Source organism: Paraburkholderia phenazinium, from assembly GCF_900100735.1.
Lineage (GTDB): Bacteria > Pseudomonadota > Gammaproteobacteria > Burkholderiales > Burkholderiaceae > Paraburkholderia > Paraburkholderia phenazinia.
The window spans coordinates 113191-133294 of record NZ_FNCJ01000017.1 but is presented as its reverse complement, the minus strand read 5'-3'; the positions used below and the strand labels follow the sequence as shown (position 1 = coordinate 133294).

17 protein-coding genes are annotated in these 20104 nt (G+C 58.4%); 7 read left to right on the top strand and 10 right to left on the bottom strand.

What is annotated here, in order from left to right; all coding sequences use genetic code 11:
* The first annotated feature begins 2 nt into the window (after positions 1-2).
* From BLQ92_RS29840 to BLQ92_RS29815, 6 genes are all read left to right on the top strand, one after another.
* Entirely contained in the window at positions 3-677 is a 675-nt protein-coding gene (locus BLQ92_RS29840) for an acetyltransferase (RefSeq protein ID WP_090690526.1), read from the top strand.
* A 65-nt stretch (positions 678-742) separates the two neighbouring features.
* Positions 743-1597 carry a glycoside hydrolase family protein gene (locus tag BLQ92_RS29835; RefSeq protein ID WP_244896681.1) on the top strand — a complete coding sequence of 285 codons (855 nt, stop codon included), beginning with the start codon at positions 743-745 and terminating at the stop codon, positions 1595-1597.
* Complete coding sequence (locus BLQ92_RS29830; RefSeq protein WP_208449387.1) at positions 1557-2675, top strand: glycosyltransferase family 2 protein; 1119 nt, start codon at positions 1557-1559, stop codon at positions 2673-2675. Before BLQ92_RS29835 ends, BLQ92_RS29830 begins: the two co-directional genes overlap by 41 nt.
* A 24-nt stretch (positions 2676-2699) precedes the next feature.
* Entirely contained in the window at positions 2700-3857 is a 1158-nt protein-coding gene (gene rffA / locus BLQ92_RS29825; protein ID WP_090690516.1) for a dTDP-4-amino-4,6-dideoxygalactose transaminase, read from the top strand.
* Between the two features lie 112 nt (positions 3858-3969).
* On the top strand, positions 3970-5598 hold the full coding sequence (locus BLQ92_RS29820) for a hypothetical protein (protein ID WP_090690513.1): 1629 nt from the start codon (positions 3970-3972) through the stop codon (positions 5596-5598).
* A gap of 202 nt (positions 5599-5800) precedes the next feature.
* Positions 5801-6688, top strand: a complete 888-nt coding sequence (locus tag BLQ92_RS29815; RefSeq protein ID WP_143016687.1) for a Wzz/FepE/Etk N-terminal domain-containing protein — start codon at positions 5801-5803, stop codon at positions 6686-6688.
* An 85-nt stretch (positions 6689-6773) separates the two neighbouring features.
* On the opposite strand, the gene BLQ92_RS29810 is transcribed toward BLQ92_RS29815, so the two are convergent.
* Complete coding sequence (locus BLQ92_RS29810; protein ID WP_090690507.1) at positions 6774-7595, bottom strand: phytanoyl-CoA dioxygenase family protein; 822 nt, start codon at positions 7593-7595, stop codon at positions 6774-6776.
* Between the two features lie 172 nt (positions 7596-7767).
* On the opposite strand from BLQ92_RS29810, the gene BLQ92_RS29805 reads away from it, so the two are divergent.
* Entirely contained in the window at positions 7768-8145 is a 378-nt protein-coding gene (locus BLQ92_RS29805) for a DMT family transporter (RefSeq protein WP_143016686.1), read from the top strand.
* Positions 8146-8217: 72 nt separating this feature from the next.
* On the opposite strand, the gene BLQ92_RS29800 is transcribed toward BLQ92_RS29805, so the two are convergent.
* From BLQ92_RS29800 to BLQ92_RS29760, 9 genes are all read right to left on the bottom strand, one after another.
* Entirely contained in the window at positions 8218-11295 is a 3078-nt protein-coding gene (locus tag BLQ92_RS29800; protein ID WP_090690501.1) for a glycoside hydrolase family 78 protein, read from the bottom strand.
* 123 nt (positions 11296-11418) lie between these two features.
* Positions 11419-13377 carry a polysaccharide biosynthesis protein gene (locus tag BLQ92_RS29795; RefSeq protein ID WP_090690498.1) on the bottom strand — a complete coding sequence of 653 codons (1959 nt, stop codon included), beginning with the start codon at positions 13375-13377 and terminating at the stop codon, positions 11419-11421.
* The gene (locus BLQ92_RS29790) at positions 13377-13961 is read right to left on the bottom strand and encodes a NeuD/PglB/VioB family sugar acetyltransferase (RefSeq protein WP_090690494.1); all 585 of its coding nucleotides are present in this window, start codon (positions 13959-13961) and stop codon (positions 13377-13379) included. Before BLQ92_RS29790 ends, BLQ92_RS29795 begins: the two co-directional genes overlap by 1 nt.
* Positions 13962-13971: 10 nt before the next feature.
* Positions 13972-14532: a sugar transferase gene (locus tag BLQ92_RS29785; protein WP_090690491.1), complete on the bottom strand. Its 561-nt coding sequence runs from the start codon at positions 14530-14532 to the stop codon at positions 13972-13974.
* A complete protein-coding gene (locus BLQ92_RS29780) occupies positions 14516-15472 on the bottom strand; it encodes a UDP-glucose 4-epimerase family protein (protein ID WP_090690488.1) in 957 nt (318 codons plus the stop codon). The genes BLQ92_RS29785 and BLQ92_RS29780 overlap by 17 nt, the downstream gene beginning before the upstream one ends.
* Positions 15472-16722 carry a glycosyltransferase family 4 protein gene (locus BLQ92_RS29775; RefSeq protein ID WP_090690485.1) on the bottom strand — a complete coding sequence of 417 codons (1251 nt, stop codon included), beginning with the start codon at positions 16720-16722 and terminating at the stop codon, positions 15472-15474. Before BLQ92_RS29775 ends, BLQ92_RS29780 begins: the two co-directional genes overlap by 1 nt.
* 12 nt (positions 16723-16734) lie before the next feature.
* The gene (gene wecB, locus BLQ92_RS29770; protein WP_090690481.1) at positions 16735-17865 is read right to left on the bottom strand and encodes a non-hydrolyzing UDP-N-acetylglucosamine 2-epimerase; all 1131 of its coding nucleotides are present in this window, start codon (positions 17863-17865) and stop codon (positions 16735-16737) included.
* A gap of 45 nt (positions 17866-17910) precedes the next feature.
* Entirely contained in the window at positions 17911-19038 is a 1128-nt protein-coding gene (wbjC, locus tag BLQ92_RS29765; protein ID WP_090690478.1) for a UDP-2-acetamido-2,6-beta-L-arabino-hexul-4-ose reductase, read from the bottom strand.
* A 4-nt stretch (positions 19039-19042) separates the two neighbouring features.
* Positions 19043-20101 carry a nucleoside-diphosphate sugar epimerase/dehydratase gene (locus BLQ92_RS29760; RefSeq protein WP_090690475.1) on the bottom strand — a complete coding sequence of 353 codons (1059 nt, stop codon included), beginning with the start codon at positions 20099-20101 and terminating at the stop codon, positions 19043-19045.
* Positions 20102-20104: the final 3 nt, after the last annotated feature.

The window sequence follows — 20104 nt, the reverse complement described above, 5'->3', positions numbered from 1 at the left end:
CGATGACCGAGCCGAAAACTCCGCTTGTCATATTCGGTACGGGCCAGATTGCCGAGCTTGCCTGGTTTTATTTCACTCACGATTCGGCTTGCCAGCCGGTTGCCTTCACAGTGGACCGCGCATTTGCCGATCGCGATGCGTTTCATGATCTTCCCGTGGTGCCCTTCGACGAATTGCCGCAGCGATACCGGCCGCAGGACGTACAGATGTTCGTTGCGTTGAGCTATGCGAAGGTCAACGCTGTGCGTACCCAGAAGGTTGAGGAAGTACGTCAGGCCGGCTACCGTTGCGCAAGCTACGTCAGTAGCCGCGCCACCGTCTTTCCTGACTTTGCCGTCGGCGAGAATTGCTTCATTCTCGAGGACAACACCATTCAGCCATTCGCGCAGATTGGCCACAACGTCACGCTGTGGAGCGGAAATCACATCGGCCACCATTCGGTGATCGAAGACAACTGCTTCATCAGCTCGCATGTTGTGATTTCCGGGGGCGTACGGGTTGGTGCGGGAAGCTTCATCGGTGTAAATTCGACTATTCGCGATCACGTGACGATCGGCGAGCGTTGTGTCATCGGAGCAGGTTCGTTGCTGGTCGCCGACGCGGAACCCGAAGGCGTGTACTCCGCGCCGGCCGCCGAGCGCTCGCGCGTACCCAGTTCAAGATTGCGCAACATCTAGGAGCCACGAAGATGCGCTGGCGAAAGCTTGGCAACGTGTTTTGTGCCGCTGGAGAACATCCGTGGATGTTGACGCACGCCGCGAATCCTGTCGCGGAACGGCGGCACGGTGACGTCTTTCGCGTCTATTTCAGTGCACGCGATGCGCAGCGTCGCGCGCACATCGGTTACGTCGACATTGACCTGAGCGCCCCCCAAAAGATCCTGTCCCTGTCGGACGCGCCTGTGATCGCTCCCGGCGAGACCGGACTGTTCGACGACAGCGGGACCTCGATGGGGTGCCTCGTGCATCACGACGGCAAACGCTACCTGTACTACCTTGGCTGGAACCTTGGAGTAACGGTGCCGTGGCGTAACTCGATCGGCCTGGCAGTCAGCGAGGGGCCGGATTCGCCTTTCGTCAAAGTCTCCCGGGCGCCGGTCATGGACAGGAGCGACACCGATCCGTTCTCGATCTCCTATCCATGGGTGCTGGTTGACGGCAACCGCTGGCGCATGTGGTACGGATCGAACCTGTCGTGGGGTACGGGCACCCGGCAAGAAGAGATGAGCCATCTGTTCAAGTACGCCGAATCCGACGATGGCCGCAACTGGCGGCGCGACGGCACAATCGCCCTGCCCTTCAAGGACGAGACGGAGTACGCGATGTCCAAGCCGACCGTCGTGCGCGATGCGGACCTCTATCGCATGTGGTACTCGTATCGCGGGGACGCCTACCGCATTGGATACGCGGACTCTCCCGACGGCGTCTCCTGGACCCGGCGCGATGAACTGGCCGGAATCGGCCCGTCCGAATCCGGCTGGGACGTCGACACTGTGTGCTATCCGTGCGTGTTCGATCACGCCGGCGAGCGATTCATGCTGTATAACGGCAGCCGCTATGGCGACACCGGGTTCGGCCTGGCTGTACTGGAAAAGTAACATAATGAGCGGAGCAAATTGCTGCGGCGGTGCGGGGTCCGCGCTGTCGCCAACATCGAATCAGCAGGTGGCCGGCAACGCGATAGCGCCTGAACGAGAGCATGGCGCCGCAGCCAATGTATCGCCGACCCCGGAAATCAGCGTAGTCGTGCCGTCCTATGGATGCCTCGGGTGCCTGGAGGCATTGTGTGAGCGGCTTGATAATGTGCTTCGTGCGCTCGTACCGTCGTTCGAAATTGTCATCGTCGATGATCGCAGCCCTGATAATTCGTGGCCGCTGATCGAAGCGCTTTCGACACGCTATCCCGCCGTGCGCGGGATCCGCTTAAGTCGCAACTTCGGACAGCAGATTGCTATCACCGCCGGACTCGAGGCAGCGCGTGGCAACTACGTCGTGGTGATGGACTGCGATCTGCAAGACCCGCCCGAGCGGATCCCCGACCTCTACAACGAGATCAGAAAGGGACATGATCTCGTGATGGCGAAGCGCGTGGAGCGGACTCACGCCGCGTCGCGGTTGCTTGCGACCAAGGTGTACTTTGCGCTGATGCGCCGCCTCACCGGTCAGGAGGTGGACGGCGGATATGGGTCGTTCAGCATCCTGTCCCGTAAGGTTGTGAACGCCTTTCTCCTGTTCGGCGAACGCGAGCGGCACTTCATCCTGATCCTGCGCTGGCTTGGATTCGACTGCGGCACGATAAGGTACGCCCATGGCGAACGGCACTCCGGGCGCAGCTCGTATGACCTGTTCAAGCTCACAAGGCATGCGCTTGGTGGGATGTTTTTCCACACCAGCGTGTTTCTGAACTGGATCATGTACACCGGGCTCTTCTTCACCGTTGCGAGTTTCTGCACCGGGGCCTATTTCATCTATCGGCACTTCGTCGCATCGTCCTTGCCTGGCTGGACAAGCCTTGTGGTTGCCGTGCTTTTTTCGACGGGTTTGATACTCGCCAGCCTTGGCGCAGTGGGACTTTATATCTCGCGCATCTTTGAAATGGCGAAGGGGCGGCCGCTTTATGTGGTGGATCGCGAGTGTGGATCGAGCGCCCCGATTCCCGCTGAGCCACAAGGTTGATACCAAAACGTGCTGGGAAGCAACATGGACACAAACAAAGACAGACATATCCCGTTCAACTGGCCGAATATGACCGGGAAGGAATTGCACTATATTGCCGAGGCGCATTTCAATGGACGTCTTGCTGGCGACGGCCCCTTCACCAAGCGCTGCCACACGTGGCTTGAGACGCGCACGCAATGCGCCAAGGCATTGCTTACGCACTCCTGCACAGCCGCACTGGAAATGGCTGCGCTGTTGCTGGACATCGAGCCCGGCGACGAGGTGATCATGCCGTCGTACACCTTCGTGTCCACAGCAAACGCCTTCGTGCTGCGTGGTGCCGTACCCGTATTCGTAGATGTGCGAGACGACACACTCAATATCGATGAGCAGTTGATCGAGTCCGCCATCACGCCTCGCACGCGAGCGATCGTACCCGTGCATTACGCTGGCGTCGCATGCGAAATGGACACAATCATGGCAATTGCGGCACGCCACGGATTGAAGGTCGTGGAAGACGCCGCGCAAGGTGTCATGGCGACGTACAAGGGACGCGCGCTCGGCAGCATCGGCGATCTCGGCGCCTACAGCTTTCATGAAACCAAGAACGTGATTTCCGGCGAGGGCGGCAGCTTGCTCGTCAACGATCCACAACTGACTCCGCGCGCCGAAATCATTCGCGAAAAGGGTACAGACCGGAGTCGCTTTTTTCGCGGAGAAGTAGACAAATACACCTGGCAGGAAGTTGGCTCCTCATTTCTGCCCGGGGAACTCATGGCGGCCTTTCTGTGGGCGCAGTTTGAAGAGGCTGACAAAATCACGCAGCAACGCATAGTCAGTTGGAATCGCTATCACGCCCTGCTCGAATCGTTCGAAGCCAAAGGCGTGCTGCGACGCCCCATTGTGCCCTCGGAATGTCAGCACAACGCACATATGTACTATGTGCTCCTGTCGCCCGAGGTTAACCGGCAAGCGGTTCTCGACGACTTCAGACGCAACGATATAGCGTCGGTGTTCCACTATGTCCCGTTGCACTCCTCCCCGGCCGGACAGAAATATGGTCGCGCACAGGGTGATCTGTCGGTCACGGATTCGGTCTCGGAGCGCCTGGTGCGCTTGCCGCTCTGGGTCGGTCTAACGGAAGCCCAACAGGACAAGGTGGCGAATACCTTGAGCAGGTCGCTCAAGCTCAATGAGTGAATAGCAAACGGATTTGATGTCCTTTATGCGGAATTCCCCCACCACCTTGATCTCAAACTCAAAACAAGGGACAGCCAGGAGCAATCTGACACGGTGGGCAGACAGGCTGTCATTGATCGTGTTGTTTGTATGGGTCGCGGTCATTGCCACGACCATTCTCGTCCCTTTATACAGTGATGAAATCGCGACCAAGATGATGCAGGCCGCGGCAATCGCGAACGGCTGGAAATTCAATACGCTGTATCCGGAGTGCCACTCCGATTTCTTGCTGAACATCCCCGTTTCGATGCGCCCGGCGGCATTTGCTTACGGGGTGCTATACGCCAAGGCAACGCCGCTTGGCATCCGGATAAGCTCCGTCGTGACGGCATTGTGCTGGGGCGCTTTGCTGGCCCTCGCCGTTCGCTGGGTGTATCCGCATCGTCGCCTGTACCTGCCGGCTCTAGCGATTGTCGCAGCCGTGACCGGACTGGGCGTTCTACCGCTGACCCTCGGACTGGCGCGCGCCGAACAATGGCTGGCCCTGTTGCTAACGCTATTCGTCCTGTTCCCAGCCCTCGTCGAACGCATATCCCGCCCTGGACAGCGAGTGCGCCAATTGGCTTGCCTCGTGGTGTTTTGCTTCGCGACGAGCTTCTTCTTCTACATCCATCCGAAAGCGATTTTTTTCTTCCCCGTCGTCATCGTATCAGCCTATTTCAGTTTCAGATCCCGCAGTATCGCGTTGTGTACGGTCGCGGTAGTTTTCGTACTCGCATGTACGGTCCAAAGCATTTCATTTTCATCAGCCGCAATAAAATGCGTGGATGCTCCCATCCTGTCGAGCCTGCTCGCCTCGCAAACGACAGCACCAGGCATGGTGGTCAAATCCCCCACGACGTTTGTCCACGAGTTGCTCACCAACCTGACGTCGGCTCCATATGCAATCAACTCACTCCTGACGTTTCAGGAAAGTTACCAGTCCGATTGGTTGCCGTCGATGAATGGCATTACCGGCGCGCCATGGATTGCAGGGATCAACGTAGCCATTGAAGCGGCTCTGACACTCACGATCTGGCTAGCGGTACTGGTTCCACCGATCAGCCTCGTCGTCGCGCTTCTGCGAAGGATGAGCGGATATCGCATTACCCTGATTGCCACCCTCTGGATCGGACTGCTAGGCCACCTGATGCTGTACAAGGTGTGGGCGTTCTACGGCGGCAGTTTCGTGGTCCCGGTGGCTGCATGGCTGGTGCTCCTGTGCGCCGGCGAATCCCGCTGGGTCGGCCGCAATCCGGCGCTGACAGTCGGTATATTGGCACCGCTATCTGTGATTCTCCTCGCTAGTGCCGCAGTGACCTTCACTATTGTTGCGCCTCGCCTTCTCACCACCGTGCATCCGGTGGGAGTCGGTCTGCCAAACCAGGCGCTCTCCATTCCGACGTTCAAGTTTGCCGAACAGCGTGAACAGGTCCGCGCGTTCGCCCGCAAATGCGGCCTCGAGGGCGACGGCGCGAAACGTCTTGTGGTCGACAATACGACCTATTTCGCGTTCGACGGCCTACGTGAACCGTTGCATCTGGCGTATCTGAACGAGGGCAACTATGGTGCCGATTTCCAAGGGGAGCGGATGCGCAACCTGCTATTGAAGCTCGGCGTCAAGGGCATCATCGGTCAATGTACGTTTTTGGCACCACACTTCGAAACAGAGGCGCTCAGGGACAGGAACCTATGCTGCCTAAAGTTCGACGAGATGAAATGATCCGGTGCCGAAACGGTCGCACACAAGATTGGCGGCGACGATGCGAAGCCGGGGGTTCGTGCAGTGCGGACATCCATGATCGCCGCAATGTTGCCGACCTCGCACCTGATCAAGGGGTCAAAAGCGAATATGGTGCCTGTCGCATCATGAACAATCACTTACGTTCGCCTTGGAAGATGCGGGTAAAAATCGCGCTACAATCGTGACGGCAACCTCAAAAAACTCTCCCGACATACTCCTCGGCATGCACCAAACACCCACTGTCGCATCGCGCTCGCATACGCATCTTCTGCGCCATTTTGCCAAGTCGATCAAGCTCATCATTCTGACTACCGTGGTCGGAGCCTTGATTGGCACACTGATTTCACAATTCCAGCATCCCCGATGGCTTGCCAAAATGACGGTCCAGATCGGACAAGTCACTATGCCTGAACAGGCGAGTCAGCCCATCGAAAGTCAGTTATCCGCCACAGATCGCTACAATCTGCCGGCCTCCCGGCTACTTGTGCTCAGCGCAATGGGTCTGCCGACTGAAGTCGAGACTAACAGGGACGCCAAGCTAATCTTCAACTCGCTGCGTGCAACACCCGCAAAAGGCCTCGACCTCATCGAACTGGAGGCCTCGGGCTACTCCCAAGACGAAGCTCGCGCTGCACTGGTGGCCTCCTTCAATGTATTTTCAGCCGAGCACCAGAAAAAGTTCGAACCCGCGCTTGAGGAAATGAAACGCGAACTGGACAGCACGTCCGCCAAGCTCGCTGCGGTTCAAGCCGACTCCGACCGCACCTATGAATCGATCCGATCCGGCAACACGCAGGGAAGCGCCACGGGCAACAATTCGCACGACATCCTGTTGACGAATACGGCAACGCTGATCAACGAACAGATCGCCATGCTGAACTCGAAGGCAACCCAGCTACGAGAGGCAATCAGCCCCTTGCGCACGTATCCCACCCGGATCCTTGTAGCGCCGTACGTTCCCCAACGACCAAGCACGCCGAGCGGGAAGCTCCTGATCGCAGTCGGCGCCGCACTGGGCCTGTTGGTGGGCGCTGCCTTCGCTGCTCTCCGAAATCCTCGGCGCGTTTAAAGTCGCGCATGCAGGAGTCGCTGTAACAGATGCGGTCAGCAAGAGGCGGCTCGGTTAGCTGTTCCGGGCCGCCCCGAACTCGCGATCAAATACGTGCTAGACGCCAACCAATAGCGCTTTCGGCTGGCGCCCAACGGTATCCCAGATACTTCCTGATCGATGCATCTTGTGGTTCAGGCATACCGGTACTGGCAAGCGCAGACGGAATGTCCACCTGTTGTGCCATGAAGGGCAAACCGATCACGTGATTGACCGCACGTCGAGCGTTTGCGGAGCTATTGGTGCCACCGCGGTGATACAGCATTGCGTCCAGGACAAGGTATGAGCCCGCTGGTGCCGCGATTTGCTTTTCGAACCTGGATACGAACATGTCCGTCGGAAACTCTGGCACATGGTGCGTTCCAGGCAGAACGAAAGTAGCTCCGTTTTCCAACGTGAAATCATCGAGACATAGCAGCGCGTTGATCGCAAGCGGCTTTGAGCTTGTCCAATGTTGGTGCGGGAGGTCGCGGTGCCATTTCGCCTGGTAGTTCTCGCGGTCAGGTTTATTGATGATGCCGTTTTGCTGCATTAATACGAACTCTGACCCAAGAACGCGGGCGGCAAGTTTCATCAGTGGTTCCGTCGTGGCAACCGCCAGGAAATTGGATTCATAGGACAGCATGCAGCGGGCGATATCTGTGTCGTGTATGCGACGCAGAACGTCTTCACCGCCCATCTCCTGAACCTGCCTTGAGTAGACCCGATCAAGGTCGCCTTTCAATGTATCAAGGAAATCCCGGGATAGTCCGCTTTCCAGGACGGCATAGCCATTGATGCGGAGTTCCGCAACAGCCTCGTCGATATTGTCGTTGGCTTCGAGGCGCTCAGAGACCCCATATGCTGCGTGCAGGTTCTGTGTTGACATGAAACATCCAGGCAGTCGGAGAGAGTGCTAAATGTTAGCACCATACCGGATGATTTGACCGGCGGGGATGTTCCTCCCCTCTCGCATACGGCGTAGCGCCGGCGGCCCGTTCTACGGCGCGGGGTTAGGCGTCTTGTACAATGTGCGCCTACATTTTGCCGGTGCGCATCCAATGAATCGAGCCCTGGATCATCTCTACATCTTCGCGATGGTCTTTCTGACAGCATACAGTCAGGTCGTCATGCGCTGGCAGGTCGGCCACGCTGGCAATCTTCCGGTAGGCTTGCCCGGCAAGATCCAGTTCGTCATAGGTCTTTTGCTAAACCCGTGGGTGATCTCAGGCATCATCGCGACATTCTTCGCGGGTGTGTCGTGGATGCTCGCGCTCACGAAATTCCAGATCAGCTACGCGTATCCATTCACGAGCCTTGTGTATATGCTGGTGCTGGCTTCGGGCGTGGTCTTCTTTCGCGATGGCGTGAATGCGGGTCGACTTGTTGGCACTGCCGTTGTAATGGCTGGCGTCCTGATCATCGCCAGATTCGGCTAAGAAAGGAAATGCCGCGGCGGACTCCTCCGCCAGCAAGCCATCCAGGTCATAACGAGTGTCGGGTCAGGAGTCTCAAAGCACCGAAAAATGATACTTCCCTGACCCAGCCTGGTAGACCGCCCAATCATCCTTTCGATAGAGAAGATTCGCACCGTCTCCTTCAACTTTCTGTCCCTTTGACGCCGGCACCCAAATCTCAGCGCTGGCGTTGACAGGGATCTCGACATCGAGGCTGAACTGGCCTTTCTGCTCCTGCCAGCTCACCGCTATCGGCCCATATGGCGAATCGTATCGGCTGGTAGCGCTATGCACCTTATCGCCCGGCGTAGGCTTGATAACGATCTTCTGGAAGCCTGGACTGCCAGGACGTATCCCCGCGATATCCTGGTACATCCACTCGCCTACCGAACCATACGCATAGTGATTGAACGAGTTCATTCGCGCGTCCTGGAACGCGCCATTCGGACGGATTGCGTCCCATCGCTCCCACATCGTTGTTGCTCCCTTACCAATCTGGTAACCCCAGGAAGGAAAGCTAGTCTGGAGAAGCAGACGGTAGGCAACATCCATATGACCAGTCTCCGAAAGCGCAGGCAACAGTCGGGGCGTACCGAGGAACCCTGTGGACAGGTGCCAGCCTCTGGCTTTGATCAATTCAACCAGATGGTCGGCTGCCGGCTTCCGCAAGGAAGTAGGCAGCAAATCCATCGTCAGAGCCAGCACATAGGCGGTTTGCGTATTCCCCTTGATTCTTCCGTCAGGCAGTACGAAAGAGGTGTTAAACGCGCCGCGGATGTTTGCAAATAGCGCCTCGTAAGGAGCGGGATCCTTGCCCAGAACAACTGCGGCTTTCGCGACGATGGCAGCGCTATTTGCGAAAAAGGCCGTAGCAATCAGGTCCTTCGGCGTCTCATCCTTGATATTGAGCCAGTCTCCATATCCGGCATTCGGCCGCAGGTAGCCGGTACTGTTCGCCTTTAGATAAGAAAGCCATTTGACCATGGCGTCAAAATTCTGCTCGAGTACCCGCCGGTCTCCATAGCGCTCATATAGCACCCACGGAACAATCACACCCGCATCGCCCCACCCCGCCCCGGCTTCACCTATGCCAAGCCCGTCCGGGGCCGGAGCCACGTCTGAAAAGGCGCCGTCCGGCGACTGCGTATCCCGAAGGTCAGTCAGCCATTTGCTAAGGAATTGTGCCGACTCCATGTTGTAAGTACCCGTGCCCGCAAAAGCGGCAATATCACCGGTCCAACCCAGTCGCTCATCTCGTGCCGGAGTATCCGTCGGGATCGACAGAAAATTGCCGCGCTGCCCCCATGCGATATTGCTTTGCAACTGGTTCAGCATCGGCACGTCCGTCTCGAAGGACAGCGTGAACGGAGCGGCAGTGTGCAGCACTCGTCCAACAAGCTGAGGCTGAGTATTGGAGCCCGTCACTTCAACATAGCGAAAGCCATGAACAGTGAAATTTGGTTCAAATACTTCCTCGCCCTGGCCTTTCAAAACATAGGTATCGGTCGCCGTCGCTGTGCGCAAATTCGTCGTATAGATTGTTCCGTCGCCATTTAATACTTCAGCGTGGCGGATTGTTATCACCTGCCCGGCCTTTCCGGTGACGCGCAATCTCACGGTCCCGACCATGTTCTGACCAAGATCAAAAATATAACTACTCGGCTTGCGATGTGTGACCTTCACCGGCTCCAGCTCGCGCTCCATACGGACCGGCGGGTCCACTTGCGCGACCAGTTGTGCTTGCGTCGCCGGTTTGACCTGCACAGTCTTCCAACCCGTGTCGTCGAAGCCCGGCGAGCTCCATCCCGGTGTTTCTTTTCGGGCATCGTACTTCTCGCCCATGATCAGATCGGCGCTAACGATTGGTCCGACTTTGCTCTTCCAGCTGTTATCGGTAACGATCCGCTCGATGCTGCCGTCCGAATATTTCAATTCCAGTTGGGCTAGCGCGTAGGGTATTGGACCGTATTGATCCGGCCCAAATGAGCCGATGTCTCCGGCATACCAGCCGGGGGCGAGCGTGACGCCAATGGCGTTTTTCCCCGACCGTACCAGGTCCGTCACGTCATAGGTCTGATATTGGACGCGCCGGTTATAGTCAGTCCATCCCGGAGCAAAAAAGTCTTCCCCAACCTGATGTCCGTTGATCTCAGCCTGATACAAGCCGAGCGCAGTCGTATACAGCCTGGCTGACTGAATCTGTTTTTTGGCCACGAATTCTTTACGAAGCTCGGGAGCGGGACTTTCCGGCTGTTCCCGGGTGCCCGTGTCCCAGCGAATTTTTCGATCTCCGCTAGTGGGCTTGCCATTGGCATAAGCCTCGCCGTATTCATATCCGCCCTTGTCGTAACTCCACCAACCAATTTTTCCGGTGACGTTAGACTGCTCAAGATAATATTTCCCGGGCGCTGCGGGTTTGCGGAGTTTTAAGGTTCCCCATGCGTTATCGGGTTGGTTATTAAATCGATGACGCGCCACCAGCTTGCCACCAGGCCCACCCTCATACAACGAAAGCGTCATACCTGAATGAGTCGTGACGAATGTTGGGACTGACGCAGAGACCGAAGAAAATGGCTTACTCGACGTAAAGCTTTGACCCTGCGTCTGGCTCGGATTGAGCTGAGCAGGTTGATTCGACTTGTTGAAACCGGCGGGTAAAGATAGCACCTGGTCATGGCCGATCCATTGAGCCTGCCAGTCGGATTTCGCAAGCAATCCCATTTCCCACCATGACGGCTTGCTCCACGCGGAAGGCTGTCCGTGAGCATCCCAGACTCGAACCGCCCAGTAATATCGCGTCCGTGACAGCAATGGAGCGCCGCCATACGAGACCAATGCCGACTGATCCGTCGCAACCTTGCCGCTATCCCAGACATCCGGTCGCGCGAGCAAGGACAGGCTCGTCGCCACTTTCACCTGATAGGCGCTCTGCTTCTGGTTACGTTCGCTCGATCCAAGAATCCAGCTCAGTCTTGGTTTGGGCGTATCGATGCCGAGGGGATTTGAAGCGTATTCGACCGATGTGCTCTGTATCGAGACACCCGTTCCGGCGACCGTGGACTCCGCGAAACAAAACGCATGTAGGGCCAACATCACAACGGCCGCGATCAATTTTCTGAATTTCATCGACATAGATTTTGAAGCGGAGTCGTGACTGAAATGACAGCAGCCGCCTGCCGGCTCGCCAGAACGTCTAAATTTAACGGTGTCGGCGCAGCGGCGCTCGGCGCATAGTCGCCATCCTGGGAGCCGCGATCAATTCAATGCCATGGGAGACGGAACCTCAACTGGTTGCGGCCCGTAACCATGCACCAGCAGACTCAAGATCTCCAGCATGCGCTGCTGATCTTGCTGTTCCGCCGCCAGTCTGATTTCGGCCAGCAAAGGCTCAAGCTCGGACCAGCTCACGTGGTCTTCGCGCGCCTTCATGATCCGCTCGTGCGCCGTCCCCTCCGGATTGTCGCCGATTAACAGTTCCTCGTAGAGCTTCTCTCCCGGACGTAATCCGGTGACCTTGATTTCAATGTCGCCACCCAGATTACGCTCGTCCCGAACCGACAGGCCGGACAACTGGATCATGCGCCTGGCGAGATCCATGATCTTGACCGGCTGCCCCATGTCGAGTACGAAAACCTCGCCGCCACGCGCCATCGCCCCAGCCTGCAAGACGAGTTGAGCCGCCTCTGGAATGGTCATGAAATAGCGGGTGACTTCTTGATGGGTGACCGTGAGCGGGCCACCCTCCAGCAACTGGCGCCGAAAGAGCGGGACGACGCTGCCGCTGCTGCCCAGAACGTTGCCGAAACGGACCATGGCAAATATGGTGCGATTCCCCACCATCTCGCCTGCCTCGCGGTCAAGCAAATCGAAGGTCACTGCCTGGCTGGCCGCCAATGCCTGTAGCACCAGTTCGGCCATCCGCTTGGTGGCGCCCATGACGTTGGTTGGACGAACCGCCTTGTCCGTCGACACGAGCACGAAGTACTCGACGCCGCTCTCCATTGCCGCACGGGCCATGTTGAGCGTGCCGAACACATTGTTCAGGACACCTTCCGACGGATTGCATTCGACGAGGGGCACGTGTTTGTAGGCCGCCGCGTGATAGACCGTGGATGGCCGATGGTTCCGGCAGATCTCGCGCAGGCGTCCCAGGTTGGACACGCTTGCCAGCAACGGAACCACCTCGATCGGCAAGCCGTGCTCGGTGCAGAGGTCTTCCAGTTCACGGTGGATCGTGTAGAGCCCGAACTCATTGTGCTCGACCAGCACCAGCCGGCTCGGCTTCTCCAACATGATCCGGCGGCAAAGTTCGCTGCCAATGCTACCGCCCGCTCCTGTCACCAGGACCGTCTTGCCGGCATGGTTGCGCGCCAATAGCGCCTCGTTGGGCGCAACAGGTGTACGACCGAGCAGGTCCTCGACATCCAGTTCCCGGAAGTCGCGTACCGTTACCCGACCCGATGCAAGATCAAGCATGCCCGGCAGCGTGCGCACGTGGACAGGCAATTCTCGAAGCGCAGCAATGATGGCGTTACGTTGCACCCGTCCCAACGAAGGAATGGCGAGCAGGATATCGGTTACACCCATGCGTTCGACAACATCCCGCACCTCGTCCAGGCCGAAGATGTCTACGCCATTGATACGGCCGCCGATCTTGCTCGCGTCGTCATCGATAAAGCCCAGGAGCGCAAACTGGCGCGAGGTCTGGAGAGCGGAGGCAGTCTGCACCCCCGCCTCCCCTGCGCCATAGATCAGCAAGCGGCCCTCGCCATCGTAATACTTGGCCGCCCAGCCACCGAGCCAGAAGCGCGCCATGGCGCGGCTCGCCCCTACCAGCAGCAAGAAGATCATCGGCTGGATCAGTCCGACGCTAAGCGGTACGCCATTCCACTTGAAAAGCAGCAGCGCACCGAAAAACAGCGCTGCGTAGATGCCCACCGCTTTCACCGTGCTGGTCAGCGCAGCCATGCCCGTGTAGCGGAAAATGGCCCGGTAGAGGCCAAGGCGCACGAATATCGGAACGACCAGAACGGGAGCCAGCAGGTAAGCATAAATCTGCTGGTATTGCGGCAAACCTGTCTGACCGATGCGCAGGTAAAACGCGCTCCAGACGGAGAATATCGACAATACAAGGTCAAGCGCCAAAACTGCCAAACGTTTGGCAGGGCGAGGCAGCGCCAACAATGGTGCCACAGAGATTCCGGAAACTGGCATTAATGCTCTCGACTCACCTGAAGGGCCGTACCTGGCGCCAGCACAACACCGTCTTGCACTCTCACTCCATAACCCAGAGCGGAACCGGCCTGCATCCATGCCGCACGGCCCAAAATGGATCCGCCTGCCATGGAAGTATTCACACCCAGATGGCCAAAATCCTCAACCGTGCAGTGATGATCGACCACCGCGCCGCTATTGACGATCGAGCCCGCGCCTAGCTTGGCCTCGGTGCCGATGATCGAACCCGCCATGATCGCGCTCCCCGGTCCGATGATCGTCCTGGGTGACACAATCGCTGTGGGATGAACGACCGCAGGAAGCTCGAAACCGAGCGCGCCCAACCTGTCGAACAAGGCTTCCCGCAGACCGTTATTGCCGATGGCAACGATAGCCGCGTCCGCCCGCGAACGGTATTCGGCCAGGCTTGCGGTTGTGCCGAGGACCGGCCAATCCCAAACCGACGTCAATTCGGGAGCGGCATCATCCACGAATCCAACCAGCTCGAAGGATCCACACGCCAAGGCTGCTTCGGCCACTGACTTACCATGGCCTCCAGCACCCACAATCAATAGTTTCTTCATTTTGCAACCGTCAATGCGTGATGCCATCGCGCCGAATGACCTTTTCAAACGTCATCCACAGAATCCTGATATCGAACCATAACGATTGGCGCTCCAGGTATTCCCGGTCGAGCTTGACCTTTTCGGGAATCGGCAATTCATCCCGGCCGTTAACCTGCGCCCATCCCGTCAGTCCGGGCACCAATACATCGACGCCTAAGCGGGTACGCTGATCGATCAGATCATCCTGATTGAAGAGCGCGGGTCGTGGTCCTACAAAACTCATGTCGCCGGTGAGAATGCTCCAGATCTGCGGCAACTCGTCCAGGCTGCTTTTGCGCAAGAAGCTGCCGATTGGCGTCAGGTGTGCAGTGGGGTCCTTCAACAAATGCGTGGCCACCGCAGGCGTGCCCACTCTCATGCTGCGAAACTTCGGCATCTTAAAGATCTTGTTGTTCTTCCCCACGCGATCCGACCAATACAAGGCAGGGCCGCGCGACGTCAAACGCACGGCCAAAGCCACGATTACGATAGGAATTAGCAGGATCAGGCTCGCGCTGATAGCCAGGACCAAATCAAATAGACGTTTCACGCCTGAAGCCCTCCGCGGCTTTTCTCAAACCTTCATCAACAGAAACCGGCGGGGTCCACGCCAGCAATGCTTTCGTTTTCGCAATATCCACCTGGAGAGAGCCGCACAAGCGCTGCGCAATCGCAGGCTTACCCACCACCGTTGCCCCGATGCGCAGCAGGGATGGCGGGACAGGAATCAGTCTGGCCGGCCGCCCAAGGGCACGCCCCATGCGCTGCAACAGTTGCGTCGTCGACAAATCCTCACCGTCTGAAACCAGCAGCGTTTGATTCGCTGCGGCAGGATGGGTGATGCACGTGGCAATCAGGGCAACCAGATTGTCAACGGCCACGAGGCTGCGGGCATTGTGAATCGCCCCTAGCGGCAGCGGGATACCCCGGTTGAGCCAGCTCATCATCGCCTGGAAATTGGCTTTCACGCCCGGGCCATAAACCAGCGGCGGCCGGATAATGACGACCTCCATGCCAGTCAGGCTCGATAGCTCACGCAGTCCCTGCTCTGCCTCCATTTTGGATATTCCATAGGCGTCAAGCGGCGCGGGAATATCGTCGGCAGAGAAAGTCCGCCCTGACTCCGTTGCCTCACCGTTCACCTTGATCGAGCTGACAAAGACGAAGCGCGATACGCCCGCAGCCGCGGCCTGACTCGCCAGATGTAGCGTGCCGGCTACGTTGACACGCCGGAATTCGGCCAGCGGATCGGCAGCCTTATCGTCCATCACGTGCACACGCGCCGCCGCATGCACGACGGTAGAGACACCCTCCAACGCTGTCGTCCAATCCATCTCCGTCGACAGACCTTCGATATGCGCAGTCTCAACGCCTGCGGGCATCGTTACGGCCGAACGACGAACACACGCGCGGACCGGGAGGCGGTCAAGGGCCAGTTTTTCGACCAGAGCCCTGCCGACGAATCCTGTTGCGCCAGTTACTAAAATCATCACACTCCCCGAGATATTGAAGGGGGATATCGGTCACGAGTCATGGTCTCGAGCCAATCTTCCAACCGGCGGATCAGGTTATCCCGATCAAACTCCCGGACGCTGAGCGCCCGCGCGTTCTGCCCCATCGACGCACGCTCCTCCGGGGTCATGCGCGAGAGTTCCAGCACGCTGCTTGCGAGAGCCGCATGATCCCCCGCGGCGCAAGTCAAACCTGCGGCGGCATTCTTGACGACCTCCGCTCCCTCGCCGTTCAGCATGGCAACGACCGGTACACCCGCCGCCAGGTACGACTGGAGCTTGCCCGGAATGGTCATCGAGAAAATCGGCTCATCCTTCAAGCTGACCAACAACGCATTCGCATGCTTGAAAAAGGACGCCATTCTCTCCACGGGATGTCTGCCCAGCATCAACACGCAATGCTGCAGGCCGCGCCGTTCGATTTCCTCCGCAACCCAGCCGCCCATCCGCCCATCGCCGACAATCAGCCAGCGAATATGCGAATGCTCCTTCAAGCTTTCGGCGGCGGCCAGAATGGCCGGAAAATCCTGAGCGTCGCCGATATTCCCGGCGAACATCACATTGAAGCTATCCGGCTGCGCCGGCACTTCCTCGGCCGGCACGGCACGCTCCAGATCGAACAGCGATTCCGCCCAGCTTGGGAAGTACTCCACCCGGCTGTCCGCGCCCGCATATTTCTGGATCTGCGGAATGAAGCTTCGGGATTGTGCCAGGATCAAATCGCAGCGCTTGTAAATAAACGCGACCAGCTTGCCCACGGCCCCCAGCACCATGCTGGAACGGACCACGCCGATCGCCTGCAGCGTCTCCGGCCACAAGTCCAGCACCCAGAAAGCCATCGGTGCACGTTTGACCGCACGCATCAGCGCTGCCGGCAAGCCGACGGTAATCGGCGAGGGCTCATAGGCAAAAACCGCATCGAATTTCCGCCCCCGCAATTTCCACATCCCTAGCAACGATGCGCTCGCGGCAAACGAAAAGTAATTCAGCATCAAACTGAGCCCACCGCGCCCCCTGGGCCGCATGGGCACGCGAACCACCTCCGCCCCCTCGTAGCGAGAGTAGGCTTGCGGATCGTCGCGAAATTGTGGGAACACGGATCCTTCCGGATAGTTTGGAAGCCCCGTCAACACGGTGACCTCGTGACCATGCCGCGTCAGTTCGGCAACGAGATCATTGATCCGAAAATTCTCGGGCCAGAAGTACTGTGTCACCACGAGTAGCCGCATGCATCGCCCCCTTTAATACTTCTTCCATACCACGCGGTTCACATAGTCTGTATAGCTATGGATGATTCGCAGTACTTTGTCGGAGACATTGGGCATGCTGTAATCCGCCACTTGCCGCAGAAGCCGGGTGGCGCCACGCGGCTGGCTCTCCAGAATCTCGAGCCCCTGCATCACGCGCTCCACTTCCAGGCCGACCATCATGACCGCGGCCTCTTCCATGCCTTCGGGCCGCTCGTGCGCCTCACGCAGGTTCAGCGCAGGGAAGTTCATGATGGAGGATTCCTCATTGATCGTCCCACTGTCCGACAACACCGCTCTCGCCGAGAGCTGGAGCTTGTTGTAGTCCGTGAAGCCGAGCGGTTTGAGGAGTTGCACATTGGCGTGGAATTGCGCGCCCATGGCGTCGACCCGCTTCTGCGTGCGCGGATGCGTGGAAACGATGACGGGCAGATCGTATTGCTGCGCCACGGTATTCAGCACTTGTACGAGCTTGCCGAAGTTGGCATCGGAATCGATGTTTTCCTCGCGGTGCGCACTGACCACGAAGAACTGTCCTTCGCTCAGGCCAAGACGCTCGAGCACATCCGAGTTCTCGATCGCGCTGCGATAATGGCCCAGCACTTCCGCCATCGGGCTGCCGGTCTTGATCACCATGTCCGGCGGCAGACCCTCGCGCAGCAAATACTCGCGCGCGATGGAGCTGTACGTGAGATTGATGTCGGCCGTATGGTCCACGATACGGCGATTGGTTTCCTCCGGCACGCGCAGATCGAAGCAGCGGTTGCCCGCCTCCATATGGAAGATGGGAATCTTGCGCCGTTTGGCCGGAATCACCGAAAGACAGCTATTGGTGTCGCCGAGCACCAGCAGGGCCTCCGGCTTCTCGGCAGCCAGTACCGTATCCATCGCGATGATGATCTTGCCGATGGTCTCCGCCGCGCCGCCGCCTGCCGCATTCAGAAAGTGGTCCGGCTTGCGGATACCCAGGTCGTCAAAAAATATCTGGTTCAGTTCGTAGTCGTAATTCTGCCCCGTATGCACCAGCACATGGTCGCAATGCTCGTCGAGGCGCGCGAGCACACGCGACAAGCGAATAATCTCCGGCCGTGTGCCGACAACGGTCATGACTTTGAGTTTTTTCATAGACATCGAAAAAGGTTGGCCGCTACGACAAGTGGGGCGACTAGATTAAAGAGGACAGGCGAAGGTGTCGGGGCGGGCCCGATCGAACACCTCGTTCGCCCAGAGCATGACGACCATTTCATCCTGCCCGATGTTGGTGATGTCGTGCGTCCATCCCGGAACCGTCTCAACGATCTCCGGCTTGTCACCCGACGTCACCAGCTCATGGGTCTGCCCAGTCTGCATGTGGCGGAATTTGAAGCGCGCCTGACCTTTGATGACCAGGAACTTCTCCGTCTTCGTGTGATGGTAGTGGCCGCCGCGAGTAATGCCGGCATGCGCCGTGAAGAACGAGAACTGGCCGCAATCCGGCGTCTTCAACATTTCCACGAAGATGCCGCGCGGATCGCCGTACTGCGGCACGGCGTAGGCGAAGGCTTCCTCAGGCAAATAGCTGACGTAGGTCGCATACAAGGCCCGCACCAGGCCCGTTCCCACGCGGTCGATGATCAGCGTGTCCCGGCTGGCCCGGAAGCCCTGGATCCGCTCTGCCAGTTCGCCCACGGTGGTGCTGTACTGGGGCGTCACCGTCTCGAAGCCTCCGGCGTCCACCTGCGCAACCGCGCCGTCCATCAATTGCATGAATCGCTCAATCACGTCGTCCACATAAACGAGCGTGACCGGTGCCGCAGGGTCGTTCACCTTGATGGGAAGGCCGCGGGCGATGTTATGGCAAAACGTGGCGACGGCTGAGTTGTAGTTGGGCTTGCACCACTTGCCGAACACGTTGGGCAGACGGAATACGTGCACCGGGATCTGGTGGCTGCGAGCGGCCGCGAATAAGGCGTCTTCCGCCCCGTGCTTGCTCTGGCCATAAGGATTGTCAGAGGCCGCCTGAGTAGACGAGGTGTAGATGACCGGCACCTTTCTGCCCGTGGCGTCAGCCTCGGCGCAAAGTGCCTCGCACAACGCCCGGGTCAGGTCCAGATTGCCTGTGACGAACTCGCTGGGATCCTGTGGCCGGTTAACGCCGGCCAGATGGAAGACGATGTCCGCCTCGCGCAACAGGGCTGGCAGGCGAGCAAGATCGTCAGCGCGCGTAAAGCACACCACCTCCACATCCTTGCGTTCCGCCAGGTGCAGTTGCAGGTTTTTGCCGACGAAGCCATTGGCCCCGGTGATTAGCGCCTTCATGGCCTCACTCCTCCGCGACCGCGCGCTCTCCGCGAGCGATGCGATGTATGAAGTCGAGTTTCAGCAGCAACGCTTTCATGCCCTCCACATCCAGGCGAGCGGTATTGTGTGAGTTGTAGTCCTCACCATGCTGGCTCTGGGTAATGCGTTGCTCGCCTTGCTCGAAGAACTTGGCATAGTTCAGGTCGCGGGCGTCCGGCGGCACCCGGAAATAATCGCCCATGTCCTCGGCACATGCCATTTCCTCGCGACTCAGCAGCGCTTCATAAAGCTTCTCGCCGTGACGGGTGCCAATCACGTTCACCGGATGCTCCGGCTTGCCCATCAACTCCAGGATAGCTTTGGCGAGCACCTCGACGGTAGCGGCCGGGGCCTTCTGCACAAAAATATCGCCGTTATTGCCATGTTCGAAGCCGTACAACACCAGGTCCACCGCATCGGCCAGCGTCATCATGAATCGAGTCATGCTCGGATCCGTGATGGTGATCGGCTTGCCCGCCAGCACCTGGTCGACAAACAGCGGAATGACGGAGCCGCGTGAAGCCATCACGTTGCCATAACGTGTGCCGCAGATAACAGTGCGCGTGCCTTCCAGGTTCCGGCTGGCAGCGACCATGACCTTTTCCATCATGGCCTTGCTGATACCCATTGCATTGATGGGATACACCGCCTTGTCGGTGCTCAGGCAAACCACGCGCTGCACCCCTTGCTCGATCGCGGCTTCCAGCACATTCTCTGTGCCGAGCACATTGGTGCGCACCGCCTGCATGGGATAGAACTCGCACGAAGGCACTTGCTTGAGCGCCGCCGCGTGAAAAACATAATTCACCCCGCGCATGGCGGAGGTCACGCTTTGTTTGTCGCGCACGTCGCCAATATAGAACTTGAGCTTGGCGTTGGCGTAGCGCTTACGCATGTCGTCCTGCTTCTTTTCGTCCCGGCTGAACACACGGATTTCTGCAATGTCGGAGTCAAGGAACCGATTCAGCACGGCATTACCGAAAGAGCCGGTGCCGCCCGTAATAAGCAAGACCTTGCCGTCGAAGAAGTTTAGTTGGCTCATAAT

Coding starts and splice junctions, on each gene's coding strand:
- BLQ92_RS29775 (WP_090690485.1), bottom strand. CDS start 16,722: ATGCGGCTACTCGTGGTGACACAGTACTTCTGGCCCGAGAATTTTCGG.
- BLQ92_RS29810 (WP_090690507.1), bottom strand. CDS start 7,595: ATGTCAACACAGAACCTGCACGCAGCATATGGGGTCTCTGAGCGCCTC.
- wecB (WP_090690481.1), bottom strand. CDS start 17,865: ATGAAAAAACTCAAAGTCATGACCGTTGTCGGCACACGGCCGGAGATT.
- rffA (WP_090690516.1), top strand. CDS start 2,700: ATGGACACAAACAAAGACAGACATATCCCGTTCAACTGGCCGAATATG.
- BLQ92_RS29795 (WP_090690498.1), bottom strand. CDS start 13,377: ATGCCAGTTTCCGGAATCTCTGTGGCACCATTGTTGGCGCTGCCTCGC.
- BLQ92_RS29805 (WP_143016686.1), top strand. CDS start 7,768: ATGAATCGAGCCCTGGATCATCTCTACATCTTCGCGATGGTCTTTCTG.
- BLQ92_RS29760 (WP_090690475.1), bottom strand. CDS start 20,101: ATGAGCCAACTAAACTTCTTCGACGGCAAGGTCTTGCTTATTACGGGC.
- BLQ92_RS29790 (WP_090690494.1), bottom strand. CDS start 13,961: ATGAAGAAACTATTGATTGTGGGTGCTGGAGGCCATGGTAAGTCAGTG.
- BLQ92_RS29835 (WP_244896681.1), top strand. CDS start 743: ATGTTGACGCACGCCGCGAATCCTGTCGCGGAACGGCGGCACGGTGAC.
- BLQ92_RS29800 (WP_090690501.1), bottom strand. CDS start 11,295: ATGTCGATGAAATTCAGAAAATTGATCGCGGCCGTTGTGATGTTGGCC.
- BLQ92_RS29780 (WP_090690488.1), bottom strand. CDS start 15,472: ATGATTTTAGTAACTGGCGCAACAGGATTCGTCGGCAGGGCTCTGGTC.
- BLQ92_RS29840 (WP_090690526.1), top strand. CDS start 3: ATGACCGAGCCGAAAACTCCGCTTGTCATATTCGGTACGGGCCAGATT.
- BLQ92_RS29830 (WP_208449387.1), top strand. CDS start 1,557: ATGGCGACACCGGGTTCGGCCTGGCTGTACTGGAAAAGTAACATAATG.
- wbjC (WP_090690478.1), bottom strand. CDS start 19,038: ATGAAGGCGCTAATCACCGGGGCCAATGGCTTCGTCGGCAAAAACCTG.